The 19,459-nt window shown below is 67.4% G+C and carries 19 protein-coding genes; 9 read left to right on the plus strand and 10 right to left on the minus strand.

The features are described 5' to 3' along the window. The first annotated feature begins 22 nt into the window (after positions 1 to 22). Entirely contained in the window at positions 23 to 619 is a 597-nt protein-coding gene (locus NN2_RS05705) for a Uma2 family endonuclease (RefSeq protein ID WP_281207919.1), read from the plus strand. 1 nt (position 620) lies between these two features. Here the strand turns inward: NN2_RS05705 and NN2_RS05710 are convergent, their stop codons facing one another. Next, complete coding sequence (locus tag NN2_RS05710; RefSeq protein ID WP_063011032.1) at positions 621 to 2,237, minus strand: GMC family oxidoreductase; 1,617 nt, start codon at positions 2,235 to 2,237, stop codon at positions 621 to 623. Between the two features lie 326 nt (positions 2,238 to 2,563). Here NN2_RS05710 and NN2_RS05715 point away from each other — a divergent pair, with 326 nt between their 5' ends. Continuing rightward, the gene (locus NN2_RS05715) at positions 2,564 to 3,055 is read left to right on the plus strand and encodes a glutathione peroxidase (RefSeq protein ID WP_063011034.1); all 492 of its coding nucleotides are present in this window, start codon (positions 2,564 to 2,566) and stop codon (positions 3,053 to 3,055) included. 28 nt (positions 3,056 to 3,083) lie between these two features. Here the strand turns inward: NN2_RS05715 and NN2_RS05720 are convergent, their stop codons facing one another. Continuing rightward, a complete protein-coding gene (locus tag NN2_RS05720) occupies positions 3,084 to 3,650 on the minus strand; it encodes a TetR/AcrR family transcriptional regulator (protein WP_030516462.1) in 567 nt (188 codons plus the stop codon). A 169-nt stretch (positions 3,651 to 3,819) separates the two neighbouring features. On the opposite strand from NN2_RS05720, the gene NN2_RS05725 reads away from it, so the two are divergent. After that, the gene (locus tag NN2_RS05725) at positions 3,820 to 4,506 is read left to right on the plus strand and encodes a class I SAM-dependent methyltransferase (protein ID WP_063011036.1); all 687 of its coding nucleotides are present in this window, start codon (positions 3,820 to 3,822) and stop codon (positions 4,504 to 4,506) included. Between the two features lie 36 nt (positions 4,507 to 4,542). Here the strand turns inward: NN2_RS05725 and NN2_RS05730 are convergent, their stop codons facing one another. Genes NN2_RS05730 through NN2_RS05760 form a run of 7 tightly spaced genes read right to left on the minus strand, consistent with a single transcriptional unit; the run spans position 4,543 to position 11,357 of the window. After that, positions 4,543 to 5,616, minus strand: a complete 1,074-nt coding sequence (locus NN2_RS05730) for a glucosidase family protein (protein WP_063011038.1) — start codon at positions 5,614 to 5,616, stop codon at positions 4,543 to 4,545. Beyond that, positions 5,603 to 6,334, minus strand: a complete 732-nt coding sequence (locus tag NN2_RS05735; protein ID WP_063011040.1) for a class I SAM-dependent methyltransferase — start codon at positions 6,332 to 6,334, stop codon at positions 5,603 to 5,605. Before NN2_RS05735 ends, NN2_RS05730 begins: the two co-directional genes overlap by 14 nt. Further along, on the minus strand, positions 6,328 to 7,587 hold the full coding sequence (locus NN2_RS05740) for a glycosyltransferase family 4 protein (protein WP_063011042.1): 1,260 nt from the start codon (positions 7,585 to 7,587) through the stop codon (positions 6,328 to 6,330). Before NN2_RS05740 ends, NN2_RS05735 begins: the two co-directional genes overlap by 7 nt. Before the next feature lie 45 nt (positions 7,588 to 7,632). After that, the gene (locus NN2_RS05745; protein WP_030516457.1) at positions 7,633 to 8,493 is read right to left on the minus strand and encodes an LLM class F420-dependent oxidoreductase; all 861 of its coding nucleotides are present in this window, start codon (positions 8,491 to 8,493) and stop codon (positions 7,633 to 7,635) included. A 26-nt stretch (positions 8,494 to 8,519) separates the two neighbouring features. Continuing rightward, positions 8,520 to 10,004 carry an FAD-dependent oxidoreductase gene (locus tag NN2_RS05750; protein ID WP_063011044.1) on the minus strand — a complete coding sequence of 495 codons (1,485 nt, stop codon included), beginning with the start codon at positions 10,002 to 10,004 and terminating at the stop codon, positions 8,520 to 8,522. A 14-nt stretch (positions 10,005 to 10,018) separates the two neighbouring features. Then, positions 10,019 to 10,447 carry a carboxymuconolactone decarboxylase family protein gene (locus NN2_RS05755; RefSeq protein WP_030516455.1) on the minus strand — a complete coding sequence of 143 codons (429 nt, stop codon included), beginning with the start codon at positions 10,445 to 10,447 and terminating at the stop codon, positions 10,019 to 10,021. Continuing rightward, positions 10,437 to 11,357, minus strand: a complete 921-nt coding sequence (locus NN2_RS05760) for an NAD(P)-dependent oxidoreductase (RefSeq protein ID WP_063011046.1) — start codon at positions 11,355 to 11,357, stop codon at positions 10,437 to 10,439. The genes NN2_RS05755 and NN2_RS05760 overlap by 11 nt, the downstream gene beginning before the upstream one ends. Positions 11,358 to 11,756: 399 nt before the next feature. Between NN2_RS05760 and NN2_RS05765 the strand changes: the two genes are divergently transcribed. From NN2_RS05765 to NN2_RS05785, 5 genes are all read left to right on the plus strand, one after another. After that, positions 11,757 to 12,305, plus strand: a complete 549-nt coding sequence (locus NN2_RS05765) for a nuclear transport factor 2-like protein (protein ID WP_030516453.1) — start codon at positions 11,757 to 11,759, stop codon at positions 12,303 to 12,305. Between the two features lie 5 nt (positions 12,306 to 12,310). After that, positions 12,311 to 13,552, plus strand: coding sequence for a hypothetical protein (locus NN2_RS05770; RefSeq protein ID WP_156511224.1), 1,242 nt, complete (start codon positions 12,311 to 12,313; stop codon positions 13,550 to 13,552). 45 nt (positions 13,553 to 13,597) lie between these two features. Then, positions 13,598 to 15,211: an acyl-CoA synthetase gene (locus tag NN2_RS05775; protein ID WP_063011049.1), complete on the plus strand. Its 1,614-nt coding sequence runs from the start codon at positions 13,598 to 13,600 to the stop codon at positions 15,209 to 15,211. 131 nt (positions 15,212 to 15,342) lie between these two features. Next, positions 15,343 to 16,029: an acetoacetate decarboxylase family protein gene (locus tag NN2_RS05780; protein ID WP_030516450.1), complete on the plus strand. Its 687-nt coding sequence runs from the start codon at positions 15,343 to 15,345 to the stop codon at positions 16,027 to 16,029. Next, positions 16,026 to 16,793, plus strand: coding sequence for an SDR family NAD(P)-dependent oxidoreductase (locus NN2_RS05785; RefSeq protein ID WP_063011051.1), 768 nt, complete (start codon positions 16,026 to 16,028; stop codon positions 16,791 to 16,793). The genes NN2_RS05780 and NN2_RS05785 overlap by 4 nt, the downstream gene beginning before the upstream one ends. A gap of 40 nt (positions 16,794 to 16,833) precedes the next feature. Here NN2_RS05785 and NN2_RS05790 read toward each other — a convergent pair whose 3' ends face one another. Further along, positions 16,834 to 17,655, minus strand: a complete 822-nt coding sequence (locus NN2_RS05790; RefSeq protein WP_036525233.1) for a crotonase/enoyl-CoA hydratase family protein — start codon at positions 17,653 to 17,655, stop codon at positions 16,834 to 16,836. 136 nt (positions 17,656 to 17,791) lie between these two features. Between NN2_RS05790 and NN2_RS05795 the strand changes: the two genes are divergently transcribed. Continuing rightward, positions 17,792 to 19,414: a succinic semialdehyde dehydrogenase gene (locus NN2_RS05795; protein WP_063011080.1), complete on the plus strand. Its 1,623-nt coding sequence runs from the start codon at positions 17,792 to 17,794 to the stop codon at positions 19,412 to 19,414. Positions 19,415 to 19,459 lie beyond the last annotated feature (45 nt).

The raw sequence follows: 19,459 nt of genomic DNA on the forward strand, positions 1-19,459 counted from the left end.
CGATACCGGCGTGGGGGCATAGATGCACCAGCAAGTCACGGCAGCGGAATACGATTCCTGGCCCGAAGAGCGCTGTGCACGAATGGAAATCGTGGCGGGCATCGCCGTTGTGAGCCCCAGCGCGCCCAAGCGGCACAACCGGTTGGCGCGGGTCCTGGCGAACGCGCTGGATGCCGCGTCGGGACCGGAATGGAACGCCGATACCGACTTCGACGCCCGTCTGCAGGATGTCCCGCTCACCAACCGCAGCCCGGATGTGTACCGAGCGGACACGATCGACGTCACCCCCACCCGCCCGGAACACGTGCTGCTGGTCGCGGAGGTCGTCTCGCCCGGATCCGAGACAACCGATCGGATCGTGAAGGTCGACCAATACGCCAAGGCGGGTATCGCCTTCTATTGGCGAGTCGAACAGGCCGCGACCGGCGTCCCGCTGATCTACACCTACATCCTCGACCCGGCAACGAGGGCATATCGGACCGGCGAGATGGTACACGGGCGTCATCAAGGCGGCGGTACCGTTCACTGTCGACATCGATCTCGGCGAAATCTGACGCCCCGCCTAGACGACGGCCCCGTCGCGATTTCGGATCGCGACGGGGCCGGGCGAACGAGGTGAATTACGCCGAGGCGGTGATGAATTCGGCCGCCTTCTCACCGATCATGTAGCACGGTGCGTTGGTGTTGCCGCCGGTGATGCTCGGCATGATCGAGGCGTCGGCGACCCGCAGGCCCTCGATGCCGCGCACCCGCAGTTGCGGGTCGACCACCGCGCGCTCGTCCACGCCCATCCGGCAGGTGCCGACCGGGTGGTAGACCGAGTGGATCCGCATCGGCAGCTCGCGGCGCAGCGCGGTCTCGTCGGTGAACGCGGGGCCGGGGGAGAACTCCTCGGTGATGTCGCCGGCGATCGCCTTGTTCGCCGCGGCTTCGCGGATCATGCCGATGGCCTCGACCAGGAAGTCCATATCGGCCGGGTCCGAGAGGTAGCCCGGGTCGATCAGCGGCGAGGCCAGCGGGTCGGTGGATGCCAGGCGCAGTTCGCCGCGGCTCTTCGGGTAGATCAGGGTCGGGAAGATGGTCAGCGCCTCCCGCTTGTCCACCATGTGCAGCTTGTCCTCGTCCTGGTTGGGCGTCGGGTAGCTCCACGGCAGGGTGTGGATCTGCATATCCGGGATGTCCTTGGCGAACGAGGTCCGCACGAAGCCCACGGATTCGAAGACCGTGCGCCCGAACCAGGAGCTGCCGGGGCTGCGCAGTTCCTTAAGGAAACCGGCCGCGAAATGCGACGGAATGCCGCGGTGCAGCGCCTTCTTCGAGATGAAGGTCATCGGTACGAACAGGTGGTCGTGCAGGTTCTGGCCGACCGGCAGATCCGCGTTGACCTCGATGCCGAGGTCGCGCAGGTGCCCGGCGGGGCCGACGCCGGACAGCATCAGGATGTGCGCGGAACCCATCACGCCACCGGAGACCACGACCTCCTTCTCGGCGCGGATGATCCGGCGGCCCTTCTTCTCGATGACCTCGACGCCGGTCGCGCGGCCCTTCTCGATCACCACGCGCGCCACGTGCGCCTTGGTGACGACCTTCAGATTCGGGTTGGGGCGGTTGGTGATGAAGCCGCGAGAGGAGCTGTAGCGCAAGCCGTCTCGCACGCTCTGCTGGAAGATGCTGATGCCCTCTTGGGACTCGCCGTTGTAGTCCTCGATGACCGGGACGCCGAAGGTTTCGGCCGCGGCCTCCATCCACTCCTGGGCGATCGGGGTCAGTTCCTTCTGCCGCGTCACCTCGATGGGACCGCCGGAACCGCGCAGTTCGCTGGCGCCGTCCTCCCAGTTCTCCAGGCGCTTGTAGGCAGGCAGCACGTCCTCGTAGCTCCAGCCCTCGCAGCCCTCGGCGGCCCAGGAGTCGAAGTTGGCCTTGTTGCCGCGCACGAAGAGCATGCCGTTGACCGAACTCGAACCGCCCAGCACCTTGCCGCGCGTCATCGGTACCCGGCGCTCGGCGGCGTGCTTCTGCGGAATCGAGTACTGCGACCAGGTGACCTGATGCTTGAGCTGCGGAACCGTGTGAACCGTCGTGATCATGCCCGGGACCGTGACCAACTTGGTGTTGTCCTTGCGGCCGGCCTCGAGCAGGATGACGCTGGCGCCCTGCTCGGCGAGCCGACTCGCGACAGTGGCACCGGAGCTGCCCGCGCCGATGACGATGTAATCGGCTGCGCTGGTGTCGGTCATGTTCGGTTACCTCATCTTCGAAGTGGTAGCGGCTGATCGCGGCTCCGCTCGGCGCGGGAGCGTGCCTCAGCTCACTGTAGAACAAGTTCTAATAATGGTGAAGACGCACGCTGGGGAAAAATGATCTCCGGGACGCGGTCCGGGAGCGACTTCCTGGCTATGACCAGGGATGTTGTTCACGTCACATCATAGAACAGGTTGCAGTTCTTCCTCGGCGCGGAAAGGTGGTGACGAGGGTTCGCCAACTCCCCTCGGCCCGTCGGCGGACGGGCCCGGCGGCGGAAGTCGCCCTCGCGGCGGCCGAGATTCCACCTATCATTTCGACTGTGACCGATATTCGTGAAATTCCCGTACAGACGCTCGCCGGTGAACCCGCGACCCTCGCCGAACTCGCCGGTGACAAGGCGCTACTCGTGGTCAACGTCGCCTCGAAATGTGGTCTGACACCGCAGTACACCGGACTGGTGGCGCTGCAGCAGGCCTACGGCTCACGCGGATTCAGCGTCGTCGGCGTGCCGTGCAACCAGTTCATGGGACAGGAGCCGGGCACCGCCGAGGAGATCCAGCAGTTCTGCTCGACCACCTACGGGGTGGATTTCCCGCTGCTGGCCAAGGTCGACGTCAACGGTGACGACCGGCATCCGCTGTATCGCGAACTCGTGCAGACCGCCGATGCCGAAGGCGATGCCGGCGATATTCAATGGAATTTCGAAAAGTTCCTGATCGATCGTGACGGTAAGGTCGTCGGTCGTTTCCGTCCGCGCACCGAACCGCAGGATCCGAGTGTGGTCGCGGCGATCGAATCGGTATTGCCGTAATTTCCGGACGCCGCCGGAAATCGCGTATTCAGTCCCGCAGCACTTGCAGGGCCGATTTTTCCAGCCGGTCCGCGATTTCGGCATACGAGGCGTAACCCACGCCGGCGCGAACCAGGGCGCCGGCATAAAGCAATTCCAGCGTCTCCACCACATCGGGATCGGCGTCCGGGCCCAGCGCGTCCAGCAGGCGCCGCCGGATCTCGGTCCCGATGCGCAGGCGCAGATGCGCGACGTCGGGATCGGTACCCAGCAGCGCGCTGGTCACCGCGCCCGCCAGCGCGGGTTCGTCGGCGACCAGCATTGCGATCTGGCGCAAAACGGCGACCACCCGGGTGGTCCGGTCGGCGCCCGCCTCCGGCTCGGGGGGCGCATCGGCGGCCAGTCGCCGCCAGAAGACCTCGGCGACCAGGTGTTCCTTGGAAGAGAAATAGGTGTAGGCGGTGGCCGTACCCACTCCGGCGGCCGCGGCCACCATGCGCACGGTGAGACCGGCGAAGCCCTCGCGCGACAGAACTTCCAGCGCGGCCTTGGTCAGCCGGTCGACGGTATCGGCCTGCTTCTCGGTGAGGCGGCGGCGAGTTGCCTCCATATTCACCGGTGTAGGCTCGGTGGAAATGGGATCGGACACGTGTCTGGATGCTACTGTAGTGAAGCTTCGAAAGCAACTCGCATACCCGTTGCCGAAGCGGATACAGTCGCAAATCGCAAAATATCGCATCCGCTCGCAAAGTATCGAGAGATGATTTCCGAAAGGTGTTCTTCTGATGACTCGTGCCGATTCGATAATTCCCGCGGAATCCGAAATTTCCGTGGATACTCGCCGATTGTTCGAGCTGGCCGAGCAGGCGATCGGCTTCATGCCGGTCGAGGAGGGACGCGCGCTCTACGAGGCCGCCCGGCGCTACGCGGGCGACGGGATAATCGTGGAAATCGGCACCTACTGCGGTAAGTCGGCGATCTATCTCGGCGCGGCGGCCCGTGAAACCGGCGCCACCGTCTACACCATCGACCATCATCACGGGTCCGAGGAACATCAGCCCGGCTGGGAATATCACGACACCTCGCTGGTCGATCCCGAAACCGGCCGCTTCGACACCGTCACCACATTCCGCCGCACCATGGTGCGCGCGGAATTGACCGATACCGTGGTCGGCGTCGTGGGCCCCTCGGCGACCGTGGCGAAGCACTGGCGCAGCCCGATCCGGCTGCTGTTCATCGACGGCGGGCATACCGAGGCCGCGGCCCAGCGCGATTACGACGGCTGGGCGCACTGGGTGGCGGCCGGTGGTGTGCTGGCCATCCACGACGTCTTCCCGGATCCGGCCGACGGCGGGCAGGCCCCGTACCACATCTACCGAAAGGCGTTGGACAGCGGTAATTTCCGCGAAGTCGCGGCCATCGGATCGCTGCGGTTGCTCGAGCGCGGCACGGGGTGTGGCGGTAAGGGCTGAAACGGCCGAAGCGGAAGCGGTGAAGTCGCGGCCGGCTCAGCTGGGTGAACGCACGCAGTCGCAGGTGAGGCCGGTCGCGATATCCGCCCCGGGCACCAGGTCGCGGAAGATCCCGTTGCCGCCGGTGGTGCGGGTCAGCGCGTCGGCGGCCAGCACCGCCGCCGCGCCGGTCCAGGTGGTGCGCTCCTCCGGCCAGCGCTTGCCGTCGGCGAAAACCAGTCCGGTCCAATAGGATCCGTCGTCCTCGCGCAGGTGCTGGATACTCGCCAGCAGTCGCAGCGCGCGATCGGAATCGCCGAGGGCGTCCAGCGCCAGTGCCAGTTCGCAGGTTTCGGCGCCGGTCACCCACGGCCGGTCGGAGACGCAGCGAATGCCGATCTCGCCGACGACGAAATCGCTCCAGCGCGAGGCGATCCGGGCATGTCCCGCCTCTCCGCGCAGCGCCCCGCCCAGCACCGGGTAGTACCAGTCCATCGAATACCGGTCCTTCTCGGCGAAGGCTTCCGGATGATGCCGCAGTGCGTGGCCGAGGCGCAGGGCCGCGACCTCCCATTCCGGCTGGGCGAGGCCGAGCAGTTCCGCGATCGCCAGCCCACAGCCGATGCTGTGGAACATGCTCGAGCAGCCGGTCAGCAAAGCCTCGGGCAGGATGCCCTGTTCGGTCTGCAGCCAATAGATCTCGCCGTTGCGTCCCTGCTGCAACGAGATGACGTAGTCGATCGCCGCGCGCACGGTCGGCCACATCGCGTCCACGAAGCGCCGATCACCGGTGCAGCGGTAGTAGTGCCAGACACCGGTGGTGATGTAGGCGCAGAAATTGGTATCGGTATCGGCGGTCTCGACGATGTCGCCGCGAAATTGCGACGGCCAGGAGCCGTCCGCGCGCTGGGTGTCCGCCGACCAGGCGTAGGCGGCGCGCGCGGCGTCGTACAGACCCGCCACCGTCAGCGCCATCGCCGACTCGACATGATCCCAGGGATCGGTGTGCCCACCCCGGAACCACGGGATGGCGCCGTCGCTGTGCTGTTGTGCGGCAATGGATTCCGCGGTGGCCAGGCACTGCCGGGCGGTGAGGACGCCGGGAATCGAGGGCAGCTCAGCGGCGCGCACCGGACACCGCCGGCTTGGTGAAGTACAGGGCGACGCTCTTGCCGATCACCGGGTCCAGGGCCGATTCGGCGACACGGGTCAGCCACGGCCGTTTCATCATGTCCCACACCAGCATCCGGTGATACAGCTGCACCGGCCGGGCATCGGGCTTGTCCACGCCGACCAGGCACTTCAGCCACCAGTACGGGGCGTGCAGCGCGTGCGCGTGTTGGCTGTGGATGAAGCGCATACCGCGTGCGGCGACCTTGCCGCGCAGTTCGTCGGCGCGGTAGATGCGCACGTGACCGCCCTCGTTGGCGTGGTATTCGTCCGAGAGCAGCCAGCAGATCCGCTCGGGCAGCCAGCGCGGCACCGTGATAACAAGGGCCCCACCGGGTTTCAGAATGCGCACCAGTTCCGCGATCGCGCCGTCGTCGGCCGGAATGTGCTCGAGGATCTCGGAGGCGATCACGACGTCGAATTCGCCGTCCTCGAAGGGCATGGCCAGCGCGTCGCCCTGGACCGTCTCGGCCTGCGCGTAATCGGGAGCCTCGCCGGCCTCGGCCAGCGCGCCGAACATGACCTTCACATCGGCGAGATCGTCGGCGTTCTGATCGAAGGCGACGATATCGGCGCCGCGCCGATACGCCTCGAAGGCATGGCGACCCTGTCCGCATCCCACATCGATGACCCGCAGGCCCGGACCGATTCCCAAGCGGTCGAAATCGACGGTCAGCATACGTTCGCCTCCTGTGTATCGGCGGTCAGGTCGGTGCCCTGGCGGCGGGCGATGGCGCGTTCGTACACCGAAACGGTTTGGGCTGCCACGGCTTCCCAGCTGAAGACGGTGAGTGCGCGGTGGCGCCCGGCGGCGCCGAGGTCGTCGATGCGACGCGGATTGTCGAGCAATTTTCCGAGGACGCCGGTCAGTTCGTCCACATTGCCGGGCTCCACCAGTTCGGCACAGTCGGCCGCCACCTCCGGCAGTGCGCCGGCCCGGCTGGCGACCAGGGCGGTGCCGCTGGCCAGCGCCTCCACGGCGGGCAGCGAGAAGCCCTCGTACATGGACGGAATGCAGGAGATCTGCGCCGAGGCCAGCAGTTCGGCCAGTGCCTCGTCGGACAGTCCGCTCGACACCGTGACGATATCGGAGATGCCCAGTTCGGCGATCAGCTTCTCGGTGGGGCCGTTCGGTTCCAGCTTGGCCACCAGCTGCAATTCGACGTCGTGGGTGAGCCGCAGCCGCGCGAGCGCCTGCAGCAGGTGAGAGATGCCCTTGAGCGGTTTGTCGGCGCTGGCCACGGCCACGATCCGGCCCGGTACGCGACGCTCGCGCGGCCGGAACAGTTCGGTGTCGACGCCGAGTGGGACCACCCGCAACTGGGAGGCGTCGACGCCGAAGTCGTCGGCGATATCGGCCGCCGAGGTCGAGGAGACGGTGATCAGATCCGGAATCAGCCGGGCGACGCGCTGCTGCATGCCGAGGAACCCGTACCAGCGGTGGACGAACGCCTTGCGCCGCCACGGCGCGGCCGCCAGATCGACGGCCCGGTCGCGGGTGATCGGATGGTGGATGGTGGCCACCAGCGGCACCCGGCGGGCGATGTCGAGCAGTCCGGAACCCAGGCACTGGTTGTCGTGCACGACATCGAAATCCGCTGCGCGCGAACGCAACAGCCGTGCCGCGCGCAGGCTGAACGTGCGCGGCTCGGGGAATCCGGCGGTCCACATCGTGCCCAGTTCCAGCAGGTCGATGCGGTCGCGGATCTCCCCGGGCCGCGGCGTGCGGAACGGATCGGAATCGCGGTACAGATCCAGGCTCGGCACCTCGGTCAGCTTTACCCGGGGATCGAGCAGTTCCGGGTAGGGCTGACCGGAGAACACCTCGACCTCATGGCCGAGTTCGGCCAGGCCGTGGCTCAACTTCCGGACATACACCCCCTGCCCGCCACAGTGGGTCTTGCTGCGGTAGGACAGCAGGGCGATACGCACGTCTTCGGCTCACTTCCTGTTCAGGCGCCAGGTCGCGGTGGTGGTTCAGGCGCTCGCGCGCAGGGGCGCGAGCTTGCCGGCCAGGCGGTCGAGATAGGCCAGCACCTCGGCTTCGGACTTGTCCGGCAGTCCGTACAGTACGTCGGTCACCCCGGCGGCGCTCCATTCGGTAAGCCGCTGCGTGTCGGGTTTGCCGTCGAGGGCGACCACCCGCGGGGTGTCCTCGCGGCCGGCCTCCTGCCACACCTTGGTCAGCAGCTGCAGGCGTTCCAGCAGCGTATGGGTCTCGTACGGGGTGGTGATCCAGCCGTCGGCCGAGCGCGCGATCCAGCGGAAACCCTGTTCGGTGCCCGCGGTGCCGATCAGCACCGGCACCTTCGCCTGTACCGGCTTCGGCCACGCCCAGCTGGGGCCGAACTTCACGAAGTCGCCGTCGTAGCTCGCCTCTTCCTCGGTCCACAGCGCTCGCATGGCCTCGAGGTACTCGCGCAGCACCGTGCGGCGCTTGTTGCCCGGCACGCCGTGGTCGGCGAGTTCGTCGGTGTTCCAGCCGAATCCGGCGCCGACGCTGACCCGGCCGCCGGACAGGTGGTCCAGGGTCGCGATGGTCTTGGCCAGCGTGATGGGATCGTGTTCGGTGGGAAGTGCCACCGCCGTGGACAATTCGATGCGTTCGGTGACCGCCGCCGCGGTGGCCAGCGCCACCCACGGGTCCAGGGTGCGCATGTACCGGTCGTCGGGCAGGCTCTCGTCGCCGGTCAGTGGATGCGCCGCCTCCCGTTTGATCGGGATGTGGGTGTGCTCGGGCACGAAGAACGACTCGAAGCCGCGCTCCTCGGCGGCCTCGGCCGCGACCGCCGGCCGGATGCCGCGGTCGCTGGTGAACAGGACGATGCCGAAACGCATGATGTTCCTTTCGGTTCGGTCGGGCATCAGCTCGAGGCCGGACCGTCGTTGGCGGCGGCGCGGCCCGCGCGGCGACCGTAGAAGCTGCCGTCGCCGAGGGAGGTGCCGCTGGCGTAGCCGCCCGCGCAGACACCGGAGGTGCAGCGGCCCGCGGCGTACAAGCCGGGGATCGGCTCGCCCGTGACGTGGATGACCCGGGAATCCAGATCGGTGCGCAGACCGCCCAGGGTGAATCCGGCGGTGAAGTTGCGCATATCGAACCCGGCCACCGGTGTGCCGATCGGCTTCACCCACTCCGGCTTCTTGCCCAGCAGCGGATCGGAGCCGGATTCGGCGTGCCGGTTGTAGACCTCGACGGTGGCCTGCAGCGAGCCCGCGGGCAGGCCCATATCGCTTTCGAGTTCCTCGACCGTCTCCGCCGCCCAGGTGGGGGGCTGGCGGAAGAAGGGGCTGCTGGTCTCGGTCTTCAGCGCTTCCTCGAGCGCGGCCTCGTCGATGATCAGGTAGGCCTGGTTGTCCTGCTGGATCAGCGTGGCCTGGCCGATCCGGCCCGGATAGGTGTCCTCGGCGATGTAGCGCTGACCGCGGCCGTTGACCAGAATGCCGCGGACCATCATCTGCGGATCGCCGAAGAAGGCGACCTCGGTGGCGTCCATATGCGCCAGTTCGGCGCCGAGCGCCTGGGCGACCCGGATGCCGATGCCGTCGTGTTCCTCGATCGCGGCGGCGGGCCGGCCGATGAGTCGCGGGGCGTAGCCCTCGATCATCCGCTGCTCGTAGGCGAAGCTGCCGGTGGCCAGCACCACGCCGCGGCGGGCGCGCACGGTGATCTCCTTGCCGTAGCGCTTGGCCACCACGCCGACGACGCGGTTGTCGGCCGCGACCACGAGCCGCTGAATCCGGATGTCGTACTCGGCTCGCACACCGAGGGATTCGGCGGTGTCGGTGAGCGGCTTCATCAGCATGTAACCGCCGCCCTGCTCGCCGATGCGCTTGTTCTGCATCTGCGGCAGGTGGCCGCGCGGGGCAGGGGTGGCGATGTCCTTGAACGGCGCGGCGTTCTCACCGCCGGAGTACATCAGGCCCTCGTCGTGCGGGGGTTCCCAGCCCGGCTCGCCCCAGAATTCCTCTTTGAACGGAACACCTTGGGCGACAAGCCAGTTGAAGTGTTCGACGCTGCCCTGGCAGTAGTCGTGAATCTTGGCCTCGTCCACGCCGGGCCCGAGGGCGGCCAGCATGAACTTCTCCATGTTCTCCGGGGTGTCCTCGAAACCGAGCGCCTTCTGCAGCGGAGTGCCGCCACCCAGATAGATGAATCCGCCCGACAGGGAGGCCGCACCGCCCCAGCCGCCGGTGCGCTCGAGCACCAGCACGTCCGCGCCGGCCCGGGCGGCCTCGATTGCCGCGGCGACGCCGGCGATGCCGTATCCGGCGATCACCACATCGGCCTCGTAGTCCCAGTCGGTGATGTCGGCGGCGGGCTGGGGGCGTACACCCAGGGTGTCGGACATGGTGGGTTCGTTCCTCACTTCTCGGCGGATTCGGCGGCTCGGGCGGCGGCCTTTTTCTCGTTGGCCTTCTTTTCGGCGGCCACGACTTTGCCGACGACGCTGTCGAGTTTCGTCCCGGCGGCCCAGCCGGTGTAGTGGCACAGGAAGATCGCGATCTCGCGCAACTGTTCCTCGGTCAGTTCACCGTTGCGCAGGGCCGCGCTGACCTGGATCTCGGTGACGTCGAGGTGGCCCTGTGCGGTGAGCGCGCCGAGCAGCAGCAGGCGGCGATCACGCACGGACAGTTCCGGGCGGCTCCAGATGTCGGCGAACAGATGGTCCGCCGTCACGGCGAAATGCGCGCCGGGTCCGTCGGACATCTCCCAGCCGTAGACCTCGCCCATCTTGGCCACCCCGCGCGCGCGACGCTGCTCGGGGGTGAGGCCGTCGGTTTCAGCGCTCATTGCTCTCCTCGGAAGTGTCGGTGGCGGCCCGCGAGATATCGCCGGGCCCGACGCCGAGCCCGTCGCCGAGTCCGCTCAATGCCATTCGGGCGAAGGGCAACTCGACGCCGAGTCGCTCGCCCAGGGCCAGTGCCAGCGACAGATCCTTCTCACCCAGATCGCGGGTATGCGTGAAGATCGAATGCCAGAAGTCGTCCACCGCGACCGGTGCGGTGGTATCGCGCAGCATGATCGCGCCCGCCCCGCCGGTGATGGCATCCGAATGCCGGACCACCTTGCCCAGGTCGACGATGTTCAGCCCGGCCGCCTCGGCCAGTCGCTGCGCCTCCGCGGTGGCCGTGAACGAGACGAAATGCAGCAGGTTGCGGGCCAGTTTCATCCGGGTGCCGGCGCCGACCTCGCCCGCGTGCACCACCAGTTCGGCCCAGTAGCCGAACGGTTCGCGCACCTTGTCGAAGGCGGCGTCGCTGCCGCCCACCATGACCGCGAGCGACCCCTTCTTGGCCCCCGCGCCGCCGCCGCTGACCGGGGCGTCGACGAAGTCCACCTCGTGTTCGGCGCAGATGCCGGCGAGTTCTACGGCGGTCCGGTCGCTGATGGTCGAATGCACGGCGATCACCGTGCCGGGGCGCGCGGTGCTCAGCAGGCCGTCCGGACCGGTCACCACGGATCGGACCTGCTCGTCGTTGAGGACGACCACCGAGATCACCCCGGCGCGCTCGGCGACCTCGGCCGCCGTCTTCGCCGGCTCGGCGCCGCCGTCGACGAACGGCCGCACGGCCTCGGCCCGGGTGTCGCAGACGACGAGGCCGCCGGGGCGCTTCAGCAGCCGCTCGGCCATCGGCGCACCCATATTGCCGAGGCCGATGAAGCCCGCAGCGCTGGTGCTGTCGTTCGTGGACCCGCTCATGGGTACCTTTCGATGCTGTCTGGACACGTGTACGGAACTATAGGTTCGACTCTGATCTTGGCGCAAGAACTTGTTTCAATTCCGCGGTTGTGTCAAGGCGGCGGAACCGGCGCCGACCACGGCGTGGACGGTTGCCGGCACCCTGGTCGAACGTCCGCATCTTCGTAGCAAAAATGGCCGATCCATTGTCGGTCCCCGATTGCGGTGGTACCGTCCAGACACATGTCCAGCGATGTGTCTTTCGCGCCTGTCCGCGAGGGATATCCCGGCCTGAACTCGTTCTCGAAAACGGGCTGACGGACCACGACGTTCGCGGTCGCCGCAGCCCGGTGACCGCCCGGATCAGGCCGTGCCGGATATCGGCGCCGGCCCTCGACACAGAATGTGAAGGAAGCTGCGATGTCCGGTTTTTCCCGGGACGAACTCGACGAGATGGTCCGCCGCTGGGTGGTCGAGAACGAACGCTGCGAGGCGGCGGGGGACTGGCGGCCGCTGGCCGACATGTACACCGAGGACGCCACCTACGGCTGGAACTACGGACCGACCCAGGAATTCATGGCGGTGGGCCGCGACGAGATCCGCGAACTGGCGCTGGGACAGGAGATGGACGGCCTCGAGGGCTGGACCTACCCGTACCAGGAATTCGTCGTCGACGAGCGCAGCGGCAACGTGATCGGCTTGTGGAAGCAGGTCAACGAGAACACCCGCCCCGACGGCCGCCACTACAGCCCGGAGGGCATCGGCGGCAGCTGGTTCCGCTACGGCGGCAACTTCCAATGGTCCTGGCAGCGTGACTTTTTCGACTTCGGCAACGTCTCGGCGCTGTTCGTGGAGATGATCACGGCGAACGCGCTGTCGGAGGGGATGCAGAAGCGGATCGAACGCTCGGGCGCGGGACCGCTGCCGGGCTGGTACAAGATCGGCGAGTCGCCGGTCCCGCTGTGGTGAGCGCGATGCCCGCGAGTCGCTTCGCCACACTCAGCCGGGAGCAGCTGGCGGCGCTGGTGCCCGAACTGCTGCTGTGCGGGCATCTCATCGATCGCTCCGGGATGGCGCATTCGATCGGCGCCTTCGGGCGCGACGGGATGGCCGAGGTGGCGATCGAGGAATGGCAGCTGGCCAGCCCGATCTACACCCGCCGGATGCGCGCGGCCCTCGACATCCCGGGCGACGGCGTCGTCACGATATTCAAAGGGCTGCAACTGGATATCGGCGCGCCGCCGCAGTTCATGGACTTCCGGTTCCGCGTCGACGACGACCACAACGGCGAGTTCTGGCTCGACCACTGCGGTGCGCTCGCCGACGTCGAGCCGATGGGTGAGGACTACGTGGTGGCCATGTGCCACACCATCGAGGACCCCACCTTCGACGCGACCGCGCTGGCCACCAATCCGCATGCGCAGGTGCGCCCGATCCACCGGCCGCCCCGGCAGCCGGCCGATCGAGTGCCGGTGTGCGCGTGGACGGTTCGCATCGACCCGGCCAACGAACCGCCCGCGGTGCCGCGCAATGCGGCGCGCATGGCCGAATTCGCCGCTGTCGACCTCGAATTGGCGCCGATCGAAGTCGCGGGTCCGGGCCGGTCCGACTACCGCGGGCCACTGCTGAGCGATATCGACTTCGCGGACTTCTCGCATTCGGCGCTGGTCCGGATGGCCGACGAGGTGTGCCTGCAGCAGCATCTGCTGAATCTCGGATTCCTGATCGCGGTCGGCGAACGCGCGGACGCGGAGACCACGGCCACGATCGCGCGCAAACAGTTCACCGGGATCGCCGGGCTCACCTCCGAACGCCTGCGCGCGGTACTGGGCCTCGGTACCGGCTTCGAGGATCTGGCCCAGGTGCTGCGGCTGCATCCGGCGTGGAATCCGCTGCCCTACGTCGACATGCAGATCGACGCCTATCACGACTCCGCGATCCTGCGCATCGCGCGCGACAGTCCCGGTGTGCGCGACGGCGGCTGGCCGGCCGCCGTCGACGCCGAACATCTGGAGCCGCTGGCGGCCATGGTGCGCGGGGTGAATCCGCGATTCGACGTGCATGCCCGCGAGGGCGACGAGCGCGAATTCGTAGTCGAGATCACCGCTGCCGCAACGCCTTTCCGGGAGTCGCCGGAGGTGGCGATCACTCGGTTCAGCACCGGGGCGGAGTTCCACTTCGCGCCCCGGCAGTCGCTGCCGCTGACGGTCGTCTGACCGCCCTCAGTCCCGAACCGCCGCTACCGACGAGAGATCTCAGATATGCCGAACAATTTCGCCGACCTGTTCGAGCACGCCGTGGACGCCATGCCGGATCGGGTGGCGCTGATTCAGGGCGAGCGCCGGGTCACCTATCAGGAGCTGGAACGCCGCGCCAACCAGCTCGCTCACCACTTCGCCGCGGTGGGCCTGGGGGAGGGCAGCCACATCGGCTTCCAGATGCACAACAGCATCGAGACGATGGAAACCCTGATCGCCGCCTTCAAGATCCGGGCGGTGCCGATCAATATCAACTACCGCTACGGCGCGGACGAACTGCGCTACGTCTACGACAACGCCGACCTCGAGGCGGTGGTACACCACCGGTGCTACGCGCAGGTCGTGGATCAGGTGCGTCCGCAGGTGACCACGCTGCGCCACGTCTTCGTCGTCGACGACGATCAGGGCGGTGACGGGCTGCCCAGCGAATCCACGCCGTACGCGGAGGCATTCGAAAGCAGCTCGGCCGCACGCGATTTCGGTGAGCGCAGCGCCGACGACCTGTTCATGATGTACACCGGCGGCACCACCGGCATGCCCAAGGGCGTGATGTGGCGCCAGGAGGATATGTGGCGGGTCCTCGGCGGCGGCATCGACTTCTACACCAACGTGCCGGTGGCCGACGAGTTCGAACAGTCCCGGGTCGGCTCGCAGAACGACCCGCTGCGCTGGCTGATCCTGCCGCCGCTGATCCACGCCGCCGCGCTGATGCCCACGTTCACCGCACTGTGGTCGGGCAACACCGTCGTCTACGAACCGCGCTTCGACGCCGACCGGGTTTGGCAGGTGGTGGCCGGACAGCGGGCGAATATCGTCGTCATCACCGGCGATGCCATGGCACGGCCGCTGCTCAACTCCTATCGGCGGTCGCCGGTGGACGCCTCCTCGATGGTCGCCCTCGCCTCCGGTGCGGCGCTGCTGTCGCAGCCGGTGAAGAACGAGATGCTGGAGTTGTTCCCGCATGCGGTGATCACCGATTCGATCGGCTCCTCCGAAACCGGATTCGGCGGCATCGGCGTGGCGCAGAAGGACGACGACCCGTCCCGCGGGCCGCGCGTGCAGACCGGACGCGGTGCGGTCGTGGTCAACGAGGAGGGCCGGGAGGTGGCCCCCGGCGAAGAGGGCTGGATGGCCAAGAAGGGGGCGGTGCCCCTCGGCTACTACAAGGACCAGACCAAGTCCGACAAGCTGTTCAAGACCGTCGACGGCGTCCGCATGGTCATCACCGACGACCGCGCGCGGGTGGAGGCCGACGGCACCATCACCCTGATCGGGCGCGGCAACATGGTGATCAACACCGGCGGCGAGAAGGTGTTCGTCGAAGAGGTGGAGGCCGTCGTGAAGGCCCATGAGGGCGTCTACGACGTGGTGGTCATCGGAGTTCCGCACGAGCGCTGGGGCCATCAGGTCGCGGCGGTGGTGTCACCGGCAAGCGCCGATCCGCTGGATTTCGCCGACCTCGAGGCACACGTCCGCAAGCATCTCGCCGGATACAAACTGCCGCGCAGCATTTGGGTGGTCGACGCGGTCGGGCGCACGCCCAGCGGAAAACCGGACTACCGGTGGGCGAAAGCCCATGCCGAATCCCATCCGCCGGCCCACACCGTCGGCTCCTGAACCCCTCGGGATCCTCGCCGGACGTCGCGCCCGCGGCGTTCGGCGCCGTCGTGTCCGGGCGATCTCGGTGACTGGGATTTCCCGGCCGAGAGGGCCTGCCGAATCAGACTGGAACGTGTTCTACTTGGAGGATGACAGCGGTGCATTCCGTACTCGGTGAAAAAGTCAGGATGCCGGTCGAGATCCGCGACGCCGACGCCTGCGCGGCGACATTTCTCGTCGACGCGGCGGCGGCCCGGGAGATCGTGGCGCCGACTGGACTCGAACCACTCACGGTCGCCGGACGCGGGGTGTGCTCGCTGGTCTTCGTGCGCTACGTGGACGGCGACCTCGGTCCCTATCACGAATTCGGCCTCACCCTCATGGTGCGCGGCCGGGACAAGGACCTCGGCGTCTACATTCCCTGGCTGCCGGTGAACCAGACCTTCACCTGCGCCGCCGGCCGCGAGATCTGGGGCTTTCCCAAGGAGATCGCCGATATCCGGATCACGCCGGTGCGTCGCGGCAAGCGCTGCGAGGTGCGCATCGACGACCGTCTGGTGGTGGCGATGGAGGTCGCCGGTGGCGTGCCGTCGCCGGGCGGCATGGGCGGTGCGTCGATCGCGGCCTACACCCATATGGACGGCGTCCTGCGCCGTACCCCGTGGGTGATGAATCCGTCGCAGGTGCGAATGGGGCTGGGCGGCACCAGGATCGAACTCGGTGATCACCCCGTCGCCGAACAGATGCGCGCCCTGGGGTTGCCCAAGCGCGCACTCTTCAGCAGCCGGATCGGACTGCTGCGCATGACTTTCGAAGACGCGGTGGAGGTTCGATGAGCAAGACAGCACTGGTGACCGGTGCCGCCAGCGGCATGGGACGCATGGCGGCCCAGCGACTGGCGGCGGGCGGCTATCGGGTGGCCGCACTCGATATCAACGAGACCGGCCTGGCCGAAACCGCGCGCCGATCCCCGAATATGAGCACCTACACCTGTGATGTCGCCGACGAGCAGGCGGTGCGCGCGGTGGTCGACAAGGTCCGCTCGGGCCTCGGGCCGATCGAGCACGTGGTGCACGCGGCGGCGCTGTGCCGGGTGGGTTCGGCTCTGACCCACGATGTTTCGGAGATGCGCCGGGTGATGGACATCAACTACGGCGGGACGATCAATATCTGCCAGGCCATCGTGCCGGAGATGAAGCAGGCGGACCGCGGCACGCTGGTGCTGTTCGCCTCGGTGGCGGGCTGGCTGCCCTCGCCGGGCCTGGCCGCCTACTCGGCCTCCAAATTCGCCGTCGTCTGCTACCACGAAGCGCTCGCCCAGGAGTTGAACGGGACCGGGGTGCGGGTGATCTCGATCTGCCCGCCGATCGTGGAAACCCCGCTGCTGGACGGCATTCGGGCCGCCAACGAGGCAGTGGTCGCCGGTCAGAAGGGCATCACCCCGGACCGGGTGCTCGATGCCGCCGAGCGGGCGGTAGCCGACCCGAAGGCGCCACTGTTCATCTTCCCCGGTCCGGCCAAGCCGCTGTGGCTGGCACGGCGTTTCGCCCCGAACTTCCTGCGCAAGCAGGTCACTCGGATGGTGAAGCCGGAATTGTGACGGTGCACGCACCCGGCCCCGGCAGCCGGGTGCGGCCGAATCAGCGGCCCTTGAACTCGGGCTTGCGGCGCTCGGCGAAGGCGCGCGGGCCTTCCTTGGCATCCTCGCTGCGGAAGACGGTGAGGCCGAGCTGCGAGTCGATCTTGAAGGCCTCGTTCTCGTGCATGCCCTCGGTGTCGCGCATGGTCTTCAGGATCGCCTGCACCGCCAGCGGGCCGTTGGCGTTGATCTTCTCGGCGAGCTCGAGCGCCTTGTCCAGCGCGGTCCCGTCCGGCACCACGTGGCCGATCAGGCCGTACTCCTTGGCCTCGGCCGCGGTGATGTGGCGGCCGGTGAGCAGGATGTCGGCGGCGACGGTGTAGGGGATCTGCCGGGGCAGTCGCACCGCCGAGCCGCCCATCGGGAACAGGCTCCAGCGCGCCTCGGAGACACCGAATTTCGCGCTCTCGCCGGCGACGCGGATGTCGGTGCCCTGCAGAATCTCGGTTCCGCCGGCGATGGCCGCGCCCTCGACGGCGGCGATCAGCGGCTTGGTCAGGCGGCGGCCCTTGAGCAGACCCGGAATGTTGGTCGGGTCGAAGGCGCCGCCGGCGCTCATATTCTTGGCCGGATCCTGTTTGGTCATCGCCTTGAGGTCGGCGCCCGCGCAGAACGCGCCGCCCGCGCCGGTGAGGATGCAGGAGCGGATCTCCGGGTCGTTGTCGACGGTGTCCCACGCCTGCACCATCAGGTCGAGCATCTCGGCCGACAGCGCATTGCGGACGGCCGGCCGGTTCATGGTGACGATCAGAGTGGCGCCGCGTCGCTCCAGCAGCGCATGGGGTTCCGTGTTGCTACCTGTTTCAGTTGCTGCCGTCGTCATCGTCGACCCACTTTCCTCATGGTATTACTCGCGTTTTGCGGACGAAGTTACCCCGCAACGTTGTACAGAACAATAACGTGTTCTAGTTTGAATGATGGTGACCGCCGTCACGGGCGGCAAGTTATGGAGAGCGCTGATGGAGACAACCACGCACAGCGGTGCGGACGCGACCTCGCGCAGCGGCGCGAGCACGTTGCCGCCGCGGATCACGAAGACGCTGATCGACCGCCTCACCGGGCTGATCACCGCGGGCGCCGCGGGGGAGAAGCGCGAACCCTACGACATGATCGAGGTGTACACCGGCGCGGTCGTCGGTGAGCTGCCGCAGTCCTCGCCCGAGGACGTCGCCGCGGCGGCCGACAAGGCTCGGGCGGCGCAGCGGGAATGGGCGAACTGGCCGGTCAAGCGCCGGCTGCAGGTCTTCGAGAAGGCCCATGAGCTGATTCTCTCCGAACTCGACACCATCGCGGACCTGATTCAGATCGGTTGCGGCAAGACCCGCCGGATGGCCATCGAGGAATCGTGCGATCCGGTGATGGTGATCAGCCACTACCTCAAACATGCCGAGCGGATCCTGAAACCGATCCGGCGCGGCGGCGCGATGCCCATCATCTCCACCTCCACCGAACAGCATCGGCCCAAGGGCGTCGTCGCGGTGATCGCGCCGTGGAACTTCCCCTTCGCGATCTCGATCTCCGATTCGATTCCGGCCCTCATCGCCGGCAACGGCGTGGTGATCAAACCGGACAACAAGACCGCGCTGTGCACGCTCTACGGCGTCGAACTGCTGCGCAAGGCGGGGCTGCCGCGCGATCTGATCCAGGTCGTGTGCGGTACCGGACCCGACGTCGGCCCCACCCTGATCGACCACAGCGATTTCGTGATGTTCACCGGTTCCACCGCGACCGGTCGCACCATCGGCGAGCGCGCGGGCCGCAACCTCATCAGCTGCAGCCTCGAACTCGGCGGCAAGAATCCGATGATCGTGCTCGAGGACGCCAACCTCGACGAGGTGATTCCTGGCGCGATCTTCGCGGTGTACGGCAACTCCGGCCAAGCATGTATGCATATCGAGCGCATCTATGTGCACGAGCGCATCCACGACGAGTTCGTGCGCCGATTCGTCGCCGCGGCAGAGGAATTGGGGTCGAAGGCGGGTGCCTCCTACACCGCCGACCCGGAATTCGGCTCGCTGGTGTCGGTCGATCACATGCGGCGCGTGGCCTCGCACGTCGACGACGCCGTCGCGAAGGGCGCGACCGTGCTGACCGGCGGCAAGGCCCGCCCGGACATCGGCCCGGCGTTCTACGAGCCGACCGTGCTGACCGGTGTGACCCCCGAGATGGAGCACGCGACCGTCGAGACCTTCGGTCCGGTCGTCACCATCTACCGCTACACCGACGAGAACGAGGCCGTCCGACAGGCCAATGCCACCACCTACGGTCTCAACGCCAGCATCTGGAGTTCGGATCTCGCTCGTGCGGAGAAGCTCGCCGACCAGCTCGAGGCGGGCAATGTCAACGTCAACGACGGCTTCGTCGCGATCTATTCGGCGAAGATGACGCCCTCGGGCGGCGTCAAACAGTCCGGCGTGGGCACCCGGCACGGCGACGCGGGCCTGCTCAAGTACACCGATACGGTCAACGTCGGCGTGCAGAAGAAGCAGGTGCTCTCGGCCCGGGCGGGTATGCCGTTCGAAAAGCAGCTCAAGAGCACGCTCATCACGTTGCGTCTGAGCCGCCGGCTGCGCATCCGCTGACGGGTCGATGCCGTCGATCTCCACGGAAGGGCCCGTTCGTCCCCC

It is taken from the genome of Nocardia nova NBRC 15556 (assembly GCF_001613005.1).
GTDB lineage: Bacteria > Actinomycetota > Actinomycetes > Mycobacteriales > Mycobacteriaceae > Nocardia > Nocardia nova.

Excerpts from the sequence above, each read along its gene's own strand:
- NN2_RS05705 (WP_281207919.1), top strand. The coding sequence starts at position 23 with ATGCACCAGCAAGTCACGGCAGCGGAATACGATTCCTGGCCCGAAGAG.
- NN2_RS05710 (WP_063011032.1), bottom strand. The coding sequence starts at position 2,237 with ATGACCGACACCAGCGCAGCCGATTACATCGTCATCGGCGCGGGCAGC.
- NN2_RS05725 (WP_063011036.1), top strand. The coding sequence starts at position 3,820 with ATGACTCGTGCCGATTCGATAATTCCCGCGGAATCCGAAATTTCCGTG.
- NN2_RS05735 (WP_063011040.1), bottom strand. The coding sequence starts at position 6,334 with ATGCTGACCGTCGATTTCGACCGCTTGGGAATCGGTCCGGGCCTGCGG.
- NN2_RS05745 (WP_030516457.1), bottom strand. The coding sequence starts at position 8,493 with ATGCGTTTCGGCATCGTCCTGTTCACCAGCGACCGCGGCATCCGGCCG.
- NN2_RS05750 (WP_063011044.1), bottom strand. The coding sequence starts at position 10,004 with ATGTCCGACACCCTGGGTGTACGCCCCCAGCCCGCCGCCGACATCACC.
- NN2_RS05755 (WP_030516455.1), bottom strand. The coding sequence starts at position 10,447 with ATGAGCGCTGAAACCGACGGCCTCACCCCCGAGCAGCGTCGCGCGCGC.
- NN2_RS05760 (WP_063011046.1), bottom strand. The coding sequence starts at position 11,357 with ATGAGCGGGTCCACGAACGACAGCACCAGCGCTGCGGGCTTCATCGGC.
- NN2_RS05765 (WP_030516453.1), top strand. The coding sequence starts at position 11,757 with ATGTCCGGTTTTTCCCGGGACGAACTCGACGAGATGGTCCGCCGCTGG.
- NN2_RS05770 (WP_156511224.1), top strand. The coding sequence starts at position 12,311 with ATGCCCGCGAGTCGCTTCGCCACACTCAGCCGGGAGCAGCTGGCGGCG.
- NN2_RS05775 (WP_063011049.1), top strand. The coding sequence starts at position 13,598 with ATGCCGAACAATTTCGCCGACCTGTTCGAGCACGCCGTGGACGCCATG.
- NN2_RS05780 (WP_030516450.1), top strand. The coding sequence starts at position 15,343 with ATGACAGCGGTGCATTCCGTACTCGGTGAAAAAGTCAGGATGCCGGTC.
- NN2_RS05785 (WP_063011051.1), top strand. The coding sequence starts at position 16,026 with ATGAGCAAGACAGCACTGGTGACCGGTGCCGCCAGCGGCATGGGACGC.
- NN2_RS05790 (WP_036525233.1), bottom strand. The coding sequence starts at position 17,655 with ATGACGACGGCAGCAACTGAAACAGGTAGCAACACGGAACCCCATGCG.
- NN2_RS05795 (WP_063011080.1), top strand. The coding sequence starts at position 17,792 with ATGGAGACAACCACGCACAGCGGTGCGGACGCGACCTCGCGCAGCGGC.